This window comes from Aeromonas sp. TW 6 (genome assembly GCF_013168745.1).
Lineage (GTDB): Bacteria > Pseudomonadota > Gammaproteobacteria > Enterobacterales > Aeromonadaceae > Aeromonas > Aeromonas caviae.
In genome coordinates this window covers 21,309-35,615 of sequence record NZ_JABERS010000025.1, presented here as the reverse complement: position 1 = coordinate 35,615, position 14,307 = coordinate 21,309, and the positions used below count along the sequence as shown (strand labels likewise).

General features: G+C 57.1%; 10 protein-coding genes. 9 read left to right on the top strand and 1 reads right to left on the bottom strand.

Annotated elements, in window-relative coordinates; genetic code table 11:
* Positions 1-80 precede the first annotated feature (80 nt).
* The gene (locus tag HKD46_RS13375; RefSeq protein WP_171865537.1) at positions 81-2,051 is read right to left on the bottom strand and encodes a helicase-related protein; all 1,971 of its coding nucleotides are present in this window, start codon (positions 2,049-2,051) and stop codon (positions 81-83) included.
* Positions 2,052-2,122: 71 nt separating this feature from the next.
* Between HKD46_RS13375 and traD the strand changes: the two genes are divergently transcribed.
* The 9 genes from traD to HKD46_RS13330 all read left to right on the top strand — a co-directional run bounded on the left by traD (position 2,123) and on the right by HKD46_RS13330 (position 14,307).
* Positions 2,123-4,051 carry a conjugative transfer system coupling protein TraD gene (gene traD, locus HKD46_RS13370; protein WP_161507976.1) on the top strand — a complete coding sequence of 643 codons (1,929 nt, stop codon included), beginning with the start codon at positions 2,123-2,125 and terminating at the stop codon, positions 4,049-4,051.
* 1 nt (position 4,052) lies between these two features.
* Entirely contained in the window at positions 4,053-4,721 is a 669-nt protein-coding gene (locus tag HKD46_RS13365) for a DUF4400 domain-containing protein (protein ID WP_114522839.1), read from the top strand.
* 114 nt (positions 4,722-4,835) lie between these two features.
* Positions 4,836-5,168, top strand: a complete 333-nt coding sequence (gene traA, locus HKD46_RS13360; protein WP_171865536.1) for a TraA family conjugative transfer protein — start codon at positions 4,836-4,838, stop codon at positions 5,166-5,168.
* 63 nt (positions 5,169-5,231) lie between these two features.
* Complete coding sequence (locus tag HKD46_RS13355; protein WP_171865535.1) at positions 5,232-5,522, top strand: hypothetical protein; 291 nt, start codon at positions 5,232-5,234, stop codon at positions 5,520-5,522.
* 45 nt (positions 5,523-5,567) lie between these two features.
* On the top strand, positions 5,568-6,335 hold the full coding sequence (locus HKD46_RS13350; protein ID WP_171865534.1) for a hypothetical protein: 768 nt from the start codon (positions 5,568-5,570) through the stop codon (positions 6,333-6,335).
* A 21-nt stretch (positions 6,336-6,356) separates the two neighbouring features.
* The gene (locus HKD46_RS13345) at positions 6,357-6,854 is read left to right on the top strand and encodes a metal-dependent hydrolase (RefSeq protein WP_114522843.1); all 498 of its coding nucleotides are present in this window, start codon (positions 6,357-6,359) and stop codon (positions 6,852-6,854) included.
* 280 nt (positions 6,855-7,134) lie between these two features.
* Complete coding sequence (locus tag HKD46_RS13340) at positions 7,135-9,513, top strand: Ig-like domain-containing protein (RefSeq protein ID WP_171865533.1); 2,379 nt, start codon at positions 7,135-7,137, stop codon at positions 9,511-9,513.
* A 23-nt stretch (positions 9,514-9,536) separates the two neighbouring features.
* Positions 9,537-11,894 (top strand): Ig-like domain-containing protein, encoded by a 2,358-nt coding sequence (locus tag HKD46_RS13335; RefSeq protein ID WP_171865532.1) that lies wholly within the window; start codon positions 9,537-9,539, stop codon positions 11,892-11,894.
* 28 nt (positions 11,895-11,922) lie between these two features.
* A complete protein-coding gene (locus tag HKD46_RS13330) occupies positions 11,923-14,307 on the top strand; it encodes an Ig-like domain-containing protein (RefSeq protein ID WP_171865531.1) in 2,385 nt (794 codons plus the stop codon).

Here is a 14,307-nt window from a genome sequence, read left to right as displayed (position 1 = left end):
GCCTCAATTAGATAGCGTTGCTTTGAGCTAGTCAATATAAACGATCAAGAATGGCAACCAGCACCGAAATGGTGTGTATATTAAGTATTATCTAGATCAACTATAAATTGCTCGATGAAGTCGATATTGATGGGCCGCCGTGGCAGCAGGCTGGTTCCGGCCCCGGCCTGAGAGCTCCCCTTCAAGAGGTCTCCGCAACCGCGCAATCGCAGATCGGCCAGCGCCACCTCATATCCCTGCGTGTGGGTAGTCAGGATCTCCATTCGCTTGAGGGTGGTGGGGGAAGGTGGATTGGGCAGGTACAGGTCAAAGAGGCCATGACCGCCGGTGCGAACGAGACGACCACGCAGCTGGTGCAGCTGCACCGCCCCAAGACGGTCGGCATTGACGATCAGCACATGCCGAAGGAAGGGCAGATTGACGCCCGTCTCGACCACAGTAGTAGCGATCAGGATATGGGCCTCTTGGTCTTTCATCGCCTGCAGGGCCCCTTCGTTCTCCTCGGCGGTGCGGCCACCCGTGGCAAACACGATGCGGGGGCGAAAGCCTAGCGAGCGCTCCATTCGGTCGCCAATGCGCTCGAAGTCACGCACCACCTGCTCCACACTGGCCTGTTCGCGGGCCTCCATCTCCTGCCGATCCTTCACGGACATCTTCGTGTCGGCTTTGGTCTCTTCCTTGCGGGCGCACACCACCAAGACCTGGCCACCCCCGGCGAGAGTTTGCATCAGCCTGTTCATCAGGGTGGGCCGGTCGGCATGGGTAAACACCAGCGTATCTATGCGCCGCTTCACCGGGGACTGGGTGAGCCGGAAGATCTGGATTTTCCCACCCCAGCGGGCGAGTGCCATGGTGCGGCAAATTGGGGTCGCGGTCGCTTCAAGCACATGGGCCGCGCCCAGTCCCTGTCGTTGCTGGACACTGAAGCGCTGTTGCTCATCGACTACAACCAAGTCCCAGGGTTCTGACCAACTGCGGTGCAGCAGCCCCGTGGTGCCACACCAGATCAGCGAGTCCACGTTGTCAGCGCTGGTGGACTCATCAGTGAGCAGTTGCGGTGAGAGCTCAGGGAAGAGGGAGATGAACAGGGAGTGCATCTGATTGACCAGGATACGCGAGGGAAGCATGACCGCGACCCGAGCACCGGCCCGAGCGGCAGCCCCCACCACCAGGGCTATGCAGTAGCTTTTCCCGTAACCGACCTCTCCGAGCAAAAGATTGTGTGAGGGCGAGGGTTGATTGCAGGCCCCGAGGATAGCTTCAGAGATGGCGATCTGCTCCCCGGTTAAAGGGAAGGGGCAGCGCTCTGGGAGCCCGGCAAACCCGGCGGAGGGCAGGGGGCGACACACAGGCGTCGGGCCCCTGTCGGCGTGCTTTAAGCGGTACGCCTCGACGTAGGCGGCCAGCCGCTCAAGCATGGTGAGGCAGGCTTCCCCTTGTGCCAGGGAGACCGGCCAATGGACTGCGGCCAGCATCTGGCTAAATGTCCATGACCTACATCCAATGGCACGGCGCAGATCACCGACCGGGATGCCGGTGGTCGCGGCTCGCAATGAGGAGACCGCCTCGGGCAGGCACTCATCGAGCGCACTGCACATCAGGCTAAACACGGCGAACCGGTCCAGCTTGCCACGCACCGGGGGATAGACCGGCACCACCCGGCCCATCAGCGCCAAGGGCACGGCCTCGACCTTGTTGAGGTGGCAGCGGCCCGTGTAGTCGGTGACAACCAGCCCGCAAAAGGCGGCTTCCTCGTTCTGCGGCAACAACTCGGTGTCGGCGGCGGTGCAGAAGAGGGAGAGGGAGAGGATTTGCCCAGCGGCATCAGTCACTCTCAGGACGTAGCGCGGCTTTGGACCGCTTGCCCAGCCCTGATGGACACAGAACCCGGTCACCACCACCTGCTGGCCGACATGGCTTGCCAGTTGGTCGAACGCGGTGACGACACAGCGGTAGTCCCGATAGGCGGTCGGCAGCAGCAGCGGAAGCTGGTGCTTTTCCAGCCCCAGCAGATCCCAAGGTTGCTTATTCGGAGCCCTACTTGGTGCCATACTCCTCCCAATTTCGGAATACATGCAATACTATGCGCTAAGGTTAAACGTAAGCATATATGGAGAAGGGCATGAGCACGATAGGAAAGGCCCATTCGCGGACACTTATTTATCGTACCTGTTTTGAGTGGAATGCCGCGCTTGGTTGGCTCACCGCTGTGGTGGTGATGATAGGGATCCTGTCCCAGTCATGGTTTGAGCTCGCGCAAGAGGCCCGCTGGGTCTACCTCGGGGTGATCGTCTTCTGTCTGGTTGCTGCCCTCAACAATTTCAGGGAGGCATGGCCCATCCTGAAGGCGCAAGCTCGCATGTTCGTCACCGGGATGATTTTCATCACCCCATCCGAGTTGCGTATTCACAACCTGGTCGGCAAGAAGCGGGGTAACAGCCTCATCAAGAAGCACGATCACGAGGAGACCTTGCTTGGCTATGGCTTTGAGTGGGGGCCTGAGCATACCAACATGGCCTACCAGCTGATGAACATGGATACCAAGCGATCGCAGATAGTGATGCCCTTCCCGGTGCGCTGGTATGTCCAGCAACATATGGAGGCGACACGCAGCATGGGTGGGTCGGCCTGGATCTATAACCTCGGGGAAAATGCCCTGCAGCGGGTGCGGGCCGATAACTGGTATGGGCACACGTTGATCACCGGCAACGTCGGTACCGGCAAGACCACCTTATTAAGGCTGTTGTCCTGCGGGGCCATCCACCATGGCAACGTCGTGCTCGCGGTGGACCCGAAGAACGACCAGGACTGGCGCGATGCCATGAAGGCGGAGTGTGATGCGCTCGGGATCCCCTTCTACTCATTCCATCCGTCCTATGCCTCGTCCTCTGTGGCCATTGACCCGCTGCGAAACTACACCCGAGACACTGAAATCGCCTCACGGATAGCCGGTATCCAGTCTGACCCGTCCAAGCCTGACCCGTTTCGCGACTTCAGCTGGTACGCGCTCTATCGCACCACCATCTTTTGTCGCTATATAGGCGAGCGTCCAACGCTGGTTCGCCTCAAGAACTACCTCATCACCCAACGGACGGTGCTGTTCGAAAAGGTACTGACCCGCTACCTGACCCTGCACTTTGGTGCGGGCTGGTGGGATGAGATTGGGGAAGAGGTAATGAGTTTGGGGGAGGGCGACAAGCTGACCGGCATGGTGCGTTATTACGAAGAACTGATGATGCGCCACCACCCGGAAATCGCCTGTGACGAAGCCTGTGCGGCGTTTAGGCACCCATTCGACCACTTTCAAAAAATGGTAACGAGCCTGTTGCCGCTCTTGTCCAACCTGACGGCCGCACCGCTCGATGAGCTCCTGTCCCCGGAGTACGACGCGGACAATAACCGCAAGATCATCGACCTCAAGTCGCTCTTCGATACCGGCGGTGTCTTGCACATCGCGATTGACTCGCTCTCAGACCACCAGACCGCGCAAAAGCTGGTGCAGCTGCTGGTGGCCGATGCGGCGGGTATCGCCGGTTCGCGCTACAACAGCGAAGGGGATAACAGCACATCGCTCAAGGACATGCGAAGGGTGTCTCTGTTTTTCGATGAGGCCCACGCAGCGCTGTGCGAGCAGCTGCTGTCACTGCTGGCTCAGGGCCGGGCGGCCAAGCTGGAAATGACCATCGTGACCCAGACCATTCCCGATCTGGTGGCCAAAGCCTCTGAGGCGGTGTCTGACCGGGTGATTGGTCTGTGCAACAACTGGATCACCACGCGCATCTCGGACCCGACCACTCAAACCAAGATGGCAGCAAACTTCTCCAAGGTGGATGTGGAGCAGCGCTCTATCTCTCACTCCCAGCGCACCGAAACCGTCGACAACATGGACAAGTTTGCAGGCGGCTACTCGGAGAGCCTGAGCACGGTGGAGCGGGATGGTTTCCCACCAAACCTGCTCGGTGACTTACCCAAACTGCAGTGTGTCGCCCGATTTGCTGACGGGCGCAAGATGCTGTTGAAGATCCCGGTCGTGGTCAGGGAGGGAGCGTAACGTGATAATCGACGACGAGCGTAACGACAACGGCCCCAAGGACACGCTTAAGGACTTCCTTCGCCTGCTGACCTTTGGCGTGTTGTGCCTGCTGCCTTTTCTGCAGGACCTGCCCACCTATCAGCGATCCGTGGAAGCGGAAGTGCTGGCCAACAAGCAAGTCATGACCATCAACGGCTACTCGGCGGCTCAAGGGGTCGCCAAGCAATTCTACAACGTGGTGATGACCGATCTCGGCGTCTACCAGTTCATCAACGTCAGCCTGAAAAACACCCGGACCCCCGACGACAAATTCGAGGAGTTCTGGGCTCAGTTCCTGATCGTCTCGGATCGCATTGTCGATAACGTCCCGTTGCTGGTGTTCCAGATAGGCTGGCGCTTTGGGGTAGCAGTGTACTGGATCCTCTACTTCGTGCCGTTCTTTGCGGCCTGCATCTATAGCGGGGTGCAACACTGGAGGCTGTCACTGGCGCAGTCATCGGGGGCCAAGATTGAGCGCTTCAAGCTCTACCGGAGCGCGACGAGGATCACCTTTTTCCTGTTTGTCCTGTATCTGCTGATCCCAACGGCGGGGGCGGCGACACTCGCCAAATACCTTGTCCCTGGCGGACTTTTTCTCTGTGGCGTGATGTTGAACCGCATGATTGCCAGCTATCACAAGATGGTTTAACAGTTCGGCAAAAAAAATTGCTTAAAAATGATCCGTAAAGTAGTTGACGACGAAAACGCACAATAATAACCTTAATAGCGTGAAATGTGCGTTTCTATCATGGAGAGTGTGATAATGAGTAAATCTATCGTGTTACCGGCTCTGCCCCAGCAAAACAAAGGTATGAGTCTCAAGTATTTTGTTGTCTTCCTGGTGGCAATGGCTGTGCTGTTTTCTCTGGCACATGCCGGTACCGACCAAACCGCGGTAGATGACGTCTGGACCGAGCTGCAGGGCTGGGCAAAGGGCGCACCCGGTAAGATCATCGCCTTGATGAGCTTCCTGAGTGCCGTGTGGTTCGGTATCGTCAAGCCGAACTATACGAACGCAATTGGCTCCATCATTTTCTGTTTGATGATGGCTAACGCTTCCGACATCATTGAAAACTTCCTGACCATGTCCTTCTAATTCAAGAAGATACATGTAAAGCCCGGCATCTAAATGCCGGGTTTTTTTTTAAGGGGTGCGTATATGAGTGATGGTCAATACAGGGTGCCGTTCCGTCAGAATGAGGCAACCATGATAATGGGGGTTGAGGCACCAAAATTGATGGGCTCCATCGTACTGTGGGTGGGTATGTCAATTTTGGGCTTCAACGCAATTGGTATCGGGATGGCCGTGGGGTATTGGATTTTCTACAACAAGGCCAAACAGAACGCTGGAATGAAGGGCGGGGTAGTTCACACTCTTTGGCGCAACGGCCTGTGGGCTGATGGGAAAAAATATAAATACAATCCTATTGACCCCGATCTTTACAGCTAAACAAAAACGCTTTAGGATGGCTATAACAACCAATCGGAGGCATATATGAAAGCGACATTAATCTGTTCAGTTGTTGCAGCTATCCTGCTAACCGGATGCGCGAGTGACGCAGAAAACCTGGCAAAGGATCAGCTTGCCGTGGAAGCAATGCGTCAGGATGCTGCCAAGGAGGCGCGAGCCAAGCTGACCGAGCAGCTGCAAGACCAGTTGGATGAAGTCGTACCGAGCTGGTACTTGGAACCGCCAAAGATGGATGCGACCGGCGTCTACGGCGTGGGTACGGCCCACACCAAAGATCTCAGCCATACCGTGCGCAAGGCCAAATTGCTGGCGACCTACGAGGCAGCCAAGGTCTTCAAGATGGAGATGAGCGGGCAGGAGCGCTCCATGTCTCACGACGTGGGCGAAGAGGGCGATGTGGCTGAGCGCACCGAGCTGCTGATCGACGCGCTGGTGGCCCGTGTGCCGGTGAGCGGCTATGACATCGTGAAAACCGAGGTGAAGCCCTACGATGGCCAGTTCCACGCCTTCGTCTTGGCCAAGATCCCGTTTGATGAGTTCAACCGTATCCTCAAGAAGAACAAGGACGCGATGAAGGGCGAGTTCGACGGCGCATTTGAAGCTCTTGAGAAGCGCATTAATGAACGTGAGGCCCGCGCGGCTGCACAGGGAACCACGGTCGCAAGTCCCGCAGCTGCTCCTACTGAGCTGACGGTCGGTAAACCGGTCAGTGCCTTGCAACCCGTCGGCCAAACCCCGCAGCAAGCCAATGCGGAGATCGAGCGCATGATTGCCGGAGAGGTGGCCCACTAAGGGCCCTTCAAGGCGATCCCGATGAAGGGTCTAACACACCAAGCGTTCGCGGCGTGTTGCGCCGCCATCGCCATCCATGCCGGGGCGATTGACATCCCAATGTGGGTCGGGGTGCCGATCGCCGGATTGGGTGGTCTCGTGCCGGATCTTGATCATCCGCGCAGCAAGCTAGGGCGGCGAGTCTACCCACTCTCGGTGCTGCTCTATCAATTTTTGGGACACCGTGGATTTCTCCATAGCGCAGCATTTTGGGCGCTGCTGACGGGCGTATTCTGGCTCCTTAATGGGTTCGCTGATTTCCTGCCTGCGGAAACATGGAAACTCTTGTCCATCGGCCATGCCAGCCATCTTGCAGGAGATATGTTGGTCGGTGGAAATGGGGTGCAGCTCCTGTGGCCGATGAAGCAGCGACAGACCATCGTGCCAGGAACGTGGTCGCTGGGCGGCCTGCACGAAATCGTCTTGTTCTGCATCTTTAGCCTGATAACCGCCTATCTCTTTGGCTACACCTGGGGTTAACAACCCCCGGTTACAGCACAAAATCAGCAAATTCCCCCCAAAATTGTTGTTATACACCGTGTTAAATGCTGGTGAACTTTTACGCGATCAGGTATTGTAGAAACGCACAACAAAGGCCCTAAAGATCTTTCTTGTGCGTTTATATTTAAAGGGAAGGTACCTCTTCGTTAGATTCGTCGTTGTAACCACCATGGAAATGACAGGAACGGAGAGGAGAAAGGCCATCTTGCACCTTCAAACAGCAGGGGGCGGGGATGGTTGGTGAAAGGAGCTCATAAGAATGAGAAAGGGTCCACGCGCTAACTTCCAGCTGAGCAAAATTGCATTACTGATGGCCCTGCTAGGGCCAGCGGCGTTTGTCCATGCCCAGGTCTACGAGATGTCCTACACGGACACCAACGGGGCGTTGCAGGTCAAAGGGCCCAGCGCAACCTGGTACAGTGCCAACAGCGATGTCGTGGTCACTGCGATCTCCGGGCTCGACCGCAAAGTGAAGCTCGAACTGGTGAAGGGGAACACGGTCGTTCAGTCGCAGACCTCACCGCTCATCACCGTTGCCAACCGCATCACGGCGGCAGATGGCAAAGACTTCTACGGCTCTAAGTTCACCCTGACCCGTCCGGCTGATGGTTACTACGTGCTGCGCTCCACCGTGCTGGACATCAATAACGCGGTCGTGACCACCACCAACTACACCTTCAACGTTGATACTGTCGGCCCGACCGCGACACAAGGCTATTCCTTCACGATAGGCGGGGGTACAGGTGGTTCGGTAGCGGTATTTGGACCGGATTCGGGTGGCAACTCCATCAACCTCAATGGCATTGTGGATGATGGCAGTGGCGTAGCCTCCGCGACCTATTACACCATTGACTCTGCCGGGACTAAGCGCGAGAAGGCGACCACCTTAACCTCCACGACGCCAGCAAACTGGAACGCGAAAACAACCTTCGCCGCTGCCAGTAACGTCGCCCCCACGCAGGGGCTTTATACCATTGGGCTTGCTATCACCGATCAGGCCGGGAACATCGGGAAAATCGAGAACCAGAGCTACATCGACCCGATCCTGCCGCCGCTGGTATCCGAGATCTGGAACTCCTCCACCGGGTTGTGGCAACCCCTGGCCGGTGCAGTGAGCTATGAGAACCCGGTCAAGGTACGGGTCAAGATCCCCAAGACCGACCACGTCAATTTTAACGCCACCAATTATGGCTTCGTGCAGTCGCCGCACAGCACCGATGCCTCCTATGCCTACTACCAATACTCTGCGTCAGCGCCCTCGTCCTATGGCTACTGGCGCTTTACCACCAAGGCGGGCCTGTATCGCGACGTCCAAACGTCGGTCGTGAATAACGTCACGCTGCTTGGCAGTGCTGCCCCCGGACCGGCCTACACCAACATGCAGTACGGTGTGGTGGGCAAGGCCATGGTCAACTCAGGCTCGGTCCGCTTTAGCGTGCCAGCGACCGTCGACCGCGTGACGATTAACGTGGCCGCCCGATCCTATCCGCAAAAAATCACGGTCAACAACGTCAACTGTATCGTGCCGATCGACGGCACCAGCTGCACGATGGACCCGCTGGTGAACTACACCAACGGCAGAGGGTACATCCCTTACACCATCAACATCACCAACACGGTCAATACCTCGCAGAGCGTTAACGTTGGCTACTTCTATACCTACTGGGATTTCAACCCGCCGGTCATTGATGACTTCAACTACGTCTCCGATGCCCGCAAGTTGCTCTTGTACGTCACGGACAACGACCGGACCGATAACTGGCAGTTGAGTGTCTGGGATACCCGCGATTTCAAGGTCAAGGCAACCAATAGCGCGAACCAAGTGTTCACCGTGCCGCTGATCTCCTACAAGGACGAGAGCTTTAAGAACAAGTACGCAGAGTTCAACACTGCCACGCTGGCCGAAGGCGTTTACACCTTCACTGCGACCGCAACTGATACCGACGGCAACGCCGCTACAAGCACGCTCACCGGGGTAGTGGTTGACTCGACCGGCCCGACTATCAACGTGACCAATAAGAGCGGGTCGATGACCAACGTGGAAACCATCAAGGATTTCCGCGTTTCCGTCACTGACACTGTCGATAACGACCCGGTCATTACCTCCATGAGCCTGACCGGCGGCCCCATCAATGACAACCTGCAGCTGGGCTTCTCGAAGCTCTCCGATGGCTACCAACCAGAAGTACCGCGCATGTTCCCCACCCTGGAAGCGGGCCAGGAATACACCTTCAAGGTGGAGGCCCGAGACAGCCAGGGTAACAAGTCCACTTTTAGTAAGACCTTCTCACTGGCCCAGAAGAACCTGGTCATGGCCGACCCCGTCAGTGTGATGGCGGTGGCGAAGTCCTTGCTGGACTCTCACGACCAACCGCTGGGAACGGTGGTGTTCAAGGGGGCGCTCACGGATGGCGGCACCCAAAGCCGTGGGCCCCAAGCCGGTTATATCACCCTGCGTAGTGACGCTGCGTTCTCGGTGATCTTCAACGGTCAGCAGGTTCAGCCCGGTGAAACCAAAGATGTCGTGATCCCGCTCGATGTGCAGGGGTCCGCCAAGTTGCCGGTTTGGCCAGCCACATCAGGCGTGACTGGGAAGGCGAATTTCATGATCGACATCCCCCAGTTAACCGTGAACTGATGGCTCAGGGCGGAGATTTCACAATGCTAAAACTCAATAAAATAGCCATAGCACTCGCCCTGCTGGGGATGACCTCGGTGGCCTCGGCACAGGTCTATGAGATGTCCTTCGTGGACAGCAACAACGCGACCGTCGTGAAGAGCCCATCACTCACCTGGTACAACCCAACGGGTTCCGTCTCGGTGACCGCAATCTCTGGGCTGGACCGCAAGATCAAGCTGGAATTGCTCAAGGGCACGACGGTCGTTGAGACCCAAACCTCAGCGCTCATTACCCTGGCCAACCGGATTGTGGCCAGCGACGGCAAGGAGTTCTATGGGATCAAGTTCTCGCTGAGCACTCCTGCTGAGGGCAACTACATCCTGCGCTCCACCGTGCTCGACATAAAAGGGGTGGTGGTCACCTCGACCGATTACACCTTCAACGTTGATACCAGCGGGCCCACAACTACCAACAGCTTTGTGTTCAGCAACTCCAGCGGTACCGGTGGATCGATGAATGTGTTCGGGGCTGACTCGGCGGGTAACTCCATCACCCTCGGTGGGCTCACCGATGCCAGCGGGATTGAATCTGCGACCTACTACACCATCGATGCCGGTGGTACCCGGCGTGAGAAGGCGACGACATTCAGTGCGACATCGCCGGTTGTCTGGAACGTGAAAACGAGCTTTGCGGCAGCCACTAACGTAGCCCCGGTGCAGGGTCGCTACACCATTGGCCTCTCCCTCAAGGACTATGCAGGCAACTTTAGCAAGTTCGAGAATCTGAGCTACATCGACTCCGTTAAACCTCCCTACTCGATAGAGGTCTGGAACTCGGTCGACGGCATTTGGATGCCACTGGCCAACTCGGTGAGCTACGAAAACCCAGTTAAATTCCGCTACAACATCCCCAAAACCGGTCTTGTGGCCTACAACGGGACGAACTACGGCTACGTCCAAAACACCCATTACACCGATGCAACCACGGGGTATATGGAATACACCGCCGTGGTCCCGCAGAACAACTCCAAATACTGGCGACTCACCACGCTATCCGGGCTGTATACCGACTTCAACGCCCCCGCGCTTGATGTCGTGAAGCTGCAGGGCAGTGCCGGGCCAGCACCCAAAGTGAAGAGTTTTTCCTATGGCGTCACTGGGCAGCCCATGGTTGCGTCAAACCAGGTGCGCTTCAACAAGCCCTACACCATTGATCGCATTCAAGTGTTTGTGGAAGCCAGACCCTATCCGCAGACTGCGTCGTATAACAGCATCACATGCCAGATTCCGGTGGGCAGCACCGATTGCACCCTCAACACCAACATCAGCAACTCGGTAGGCAGGGGATACGCCACTCCAGGCATGTACGTCAAAAATGCAGACAACACGGTGCTCAACGCCTTTGGCGGCTACCTCTATACCTGGTGGGACTTCAACCCGCCTGTGATGGACGAGTTCAGCTACCAGCCCGATACCCGTAAATTCATCATGCGGGTAACCGACAATGACCGGTTGGATAACTCCCAGATCGGGATGTGGGATACCCGGAGTTTCGTCGTCAAAGCGACCAACAGCCAGAATCAGGTGATCACCGTCCCGATGATCCTGAGCCGAGACGACACCTACAAGAACAAGTACGCCGAGTTCAACGCGGCAAGCCTGCCCGATGGTGACTACTCCATCACCGGGACTGCCACGGACATTGATGGTAATGCAACCTCAATGACCATCTCCAATCTGGTGCTCGATCCAACCCCGCCGGTGATCACAATCACCAACACGGCCGGGTCGATGAGCCAGGTAGAAACCCTGAAAACCCTGCGCGTGTCCGTCACGGACAACCATGACCACGACCCGGTGATCACCTCCATGAGCCTGACCGGGGGCCCCATCAACGACAACCTCGAACTGGGTTACTCGAAGGTCGCTGACGGCTATCAGCCGGAAGTGCCCCGCATGTTCCCGACGATTGAGGCAGGGCAGGACTACACGCTCAAGGTGCAGGCCAAAGACGATCAGGGCAACAAGACCACCCTCAGCAAGACCTTCAGCCTGAGTCCGCAAAACGTGGTGGTGGCCCCGTCACAGAATGTGCTGGCGGTCGCCAAGTCACTGCTCGATTCGCACAATCGCCCCCTAGCTCAGGTCACCTTCAAAGGCGCTCTGACTGATGGCGGCACCCAAAGCCGGGGTATTCAGGCGGCATTCTTTACCCTGCGCCGCGACTCGCAATTTTCCGTGATGTTCAACGGTGACCGCGTCGCCCCCGGTGAAACCAAGGAAGTCGTGATCCCGCTCGATGTCAGCGGCAATGCAGCCATTCCGGTTTGGCCTGCCGATCCCGGTGTGACTGGCAGGGCCAATTACCTGATAGACATCCCGCAGCTGACGGTGAACTGAGTTAATGAGCATGGAGTGGGCAAGCCCGATGAGAAGACTCAATAAGATAGCCCTAGCGCTCACCCTGTTGGGTATGACCTCGGTAGCTTCGGCACAGGTCTATGAGATGTCCTTCGTGGACACTCTGGGGGCGATGAAGGTTAGGAAACCCACCGCCACCTGGTACAACCCGGCATCACAACTGGTGGTGACCACCATCAGCGGGCTGGATCGTAAGGTCAAACTGGAGATCATCAAGGGGACGAATGTTGTTGAGACCCAGACCTCGCCCCTGATCACGCTGGCCAACCGGATCGTGGCTTCTGATGCCAGTGAGTTCTACGGAGTGAAGTTCAATCTCACCCCGCCCGCAGACGGCAACTACACCCTGCGTACGACTGTGCTCGACATCAACGGCAACCCCGTATCGAACAACAGTTACACCTTCAACGTGGATACAGCTGCCCCAACGGCCGCCCCGATCTATGCCCAAAACAGCGGCTATAGCCAGGTTACGACCGGTGCTGAGTGGAAACTGGGCCTGGGCAACTCGGGCTACGAATACTTCTTCCTCAACTCAGTGCTTGATAGCAGTGGCATCGCCAGCGGCAAATACATCGTTTATCGCCAGGATGGGACGATCTACAAGAGCGTGGATGTACCGTTTACCCCCGCCACCAACTCGTTCACCTACGCCATGGAGGACAGCTTTCCCTCCACGAATTTGCAGGAAGTTTTCCAGATCGGCTTCAACGTTACCGACAATGCGGGCAACGTCTTTATCAGTCCGCGTCAGGGCGTGCGCTATGACAACATGCTGGGTACCCCGTCCCAGCCGTTCGGTGTCTACGACCCTGCCTCTAGCAACGTGCTTGGTCCGGGGCTTACTGGATTCGTTCCGTATGTGTCTGGCATGACGGTTAAGACCAACCCTATCCGACTGGCCTACCGGATCCCGGTTAGCGATTACGGTGGGTACTACGAGTGGGGCACCCGACTCCTCAATGGAGGCGGTGAGAACATCAAAGTGGGCGAGGACGCGAACTACGTCTACATCACCATGACCGCGCCCTTTGGCCTCAAGGACATCAACACCATACGCTGGACCACGTTTGGGCAGTGGGGTTATGGCTATTTCGTTTACAACCTTGTTCAGGATGCCTCTGCCCCAGTCACCCCCTCAATGTCCTCCGTGCAGTACGAGTTCAGCGACATAGGCTGGTCCAGTTGGGCACGTAACATTCCGAACGACCTGCTGCCGGTTACCATCACCGGTTACCGGGTTACCGCACAGGCCCGTACCTACGACCAGACGTTTACCCATCGTAGTGCAACCTGCGTCATTCCGGCAGGAGACACCACCTGCACCATCACCGCTAACATACCGATGAATAAGGGAACGGCGGGCGGCCTGCATGATCAGGCAAGCCTGAAAAACCCCGGCGGAACCCTATGGTCGAATCCCGGCTGGGCTGACACGTACTGGAACGATTATTACTACCCGCAAATCACACCGGAGTACGACGACAGTACCAAGATCCTCAAATTGCTCGTCAAAGTGCCTGGGTACAATGGTCGGATCACGCTGAGCTCGCTCACCCTGGAGAGCAATGGTGTGAAGGTGACTCCAACTGGCGGCAAAATTGCGCAAAGCGGCGGCGATTTCACCTATCAATATGACCTGGCCACCCTGCCAGAGACGACCTATGACCTCGCCGTGGTAGCGAAGGAGACATTTGGCCCGACCACCAAATTGGACCTCTTCCATTTTGTCTCCGACCGTACAGCTCCCACTCTCGCAATGACTTACAAAGGCGGCGCTGTTCCTACTGGCGTCGAAACCATCAAGGATCTTCGGGTTCAGATCTCGGACACGGTCGACCCCAATCCGCAAATCATCCGCATGACGCTGGTGGGTGGCCCCATCAACGATGCGCTCGACTTGGGCTACTCCAAGCTCGAAGACGGTTGGCAGCCAGAAGTGCCGCGCATGTTCCCAACGCTCGAACCCGGTGAAGAATACACCCTCAAGGTGGATGCGATGGATGCTCAGGGCAACAAGCGTTCGCTGAGCAAGACCTTCTCGCTGGCACAGCAGAACTTGGCCGTGGCCAACCCCGTCAGTGTGTTTGCGGTCTCGAAGTCGTTCTCGGACAGGCACGATCAACCGCTGGGGATGGTGGTATTCAAGGGTGCCATGACCGATGGCGGCACCCAAAGCCGGGGGCCGCAAGCGGGGTATATCACCCTGCGAAGCGATGCCGCGTTCGGGGTGATGTTCAACGGACAGCCAGTGCAACCCGGCGAGACCAAGGACGTCGTGATCCCTCTTGATGTGCAGGGGTCTGCGAAGTTGCCGGTATGGCCAGTCACATCCGGTGTGACCGGTAAGGCCAACTTCATGATCGACATTCCCCAGTTAACCGTGAACTGA

Bases quoted from the DNA above. Each gene is read 5' to 3' on its own strand.
- HKD46_RS13375 (WP_171865537.1), bottom strand. From the start codon at position 2,051: ATGGCACCAAGTAGGGCTCCGAATAAGCAACCTTGGGATCTGCTGGGG.
- traD (WP_161507976.1), top strand. From the start codon at position 2,123: ATGAGCACGATAGGAAAGGCCCATTCGCGGACACTTATTTATCGTACC.
- traA (WP_171865536.1), top strand. From the start codon at position 4,836: ATGAGTAAATCTATCGTGTTACCGGCTCTGCCCCAGCAAAACAAAGGT.
- HKD46_RS13355 (WP_171865535.1), top strand. From the start codon at position 5,232: ATGAGTGATGGTCAATACAGGGTGCCGTTCCGTCAGAATGAGGCAACC.
- HKD46_RS13350 (WP_171865534.1), top strand. From the start codon at position 5,568: ATGAAAGCGACATTAATCTGTTCAGTTGTTGCAGCTATCCTGCTAACC.
- HKD46_RS13345 (WP_114522843.1), top strand. From the start codon at position 6,357: ATGAAGGGTCTAACACACCAAGCGTTCGCGGCGTGTTGCGCCGCCATC.
- HKD46_RS13340 (WP_171865533.1), top strand. From the start codon at position 7,135: ATGAGAAAGGGTCCACGCGCTAACTTCCAGCTGAGCAAAATTGCATTA.
- HKD46_RS13335 (WP_171865532.1), top strand. From the start codon at position 9,537: ATGCTAAAACTCAATAAAATAGCCATAGCACTCGCCCTGCTGGGGATG.
- HKD46_RS13330 (WP_171865531.1), top strand. From the start codon at position 11,923: ATGAGAAGACTCAATAAGATAGCCCTAGCGCTCACCCTGTTGGGTATG.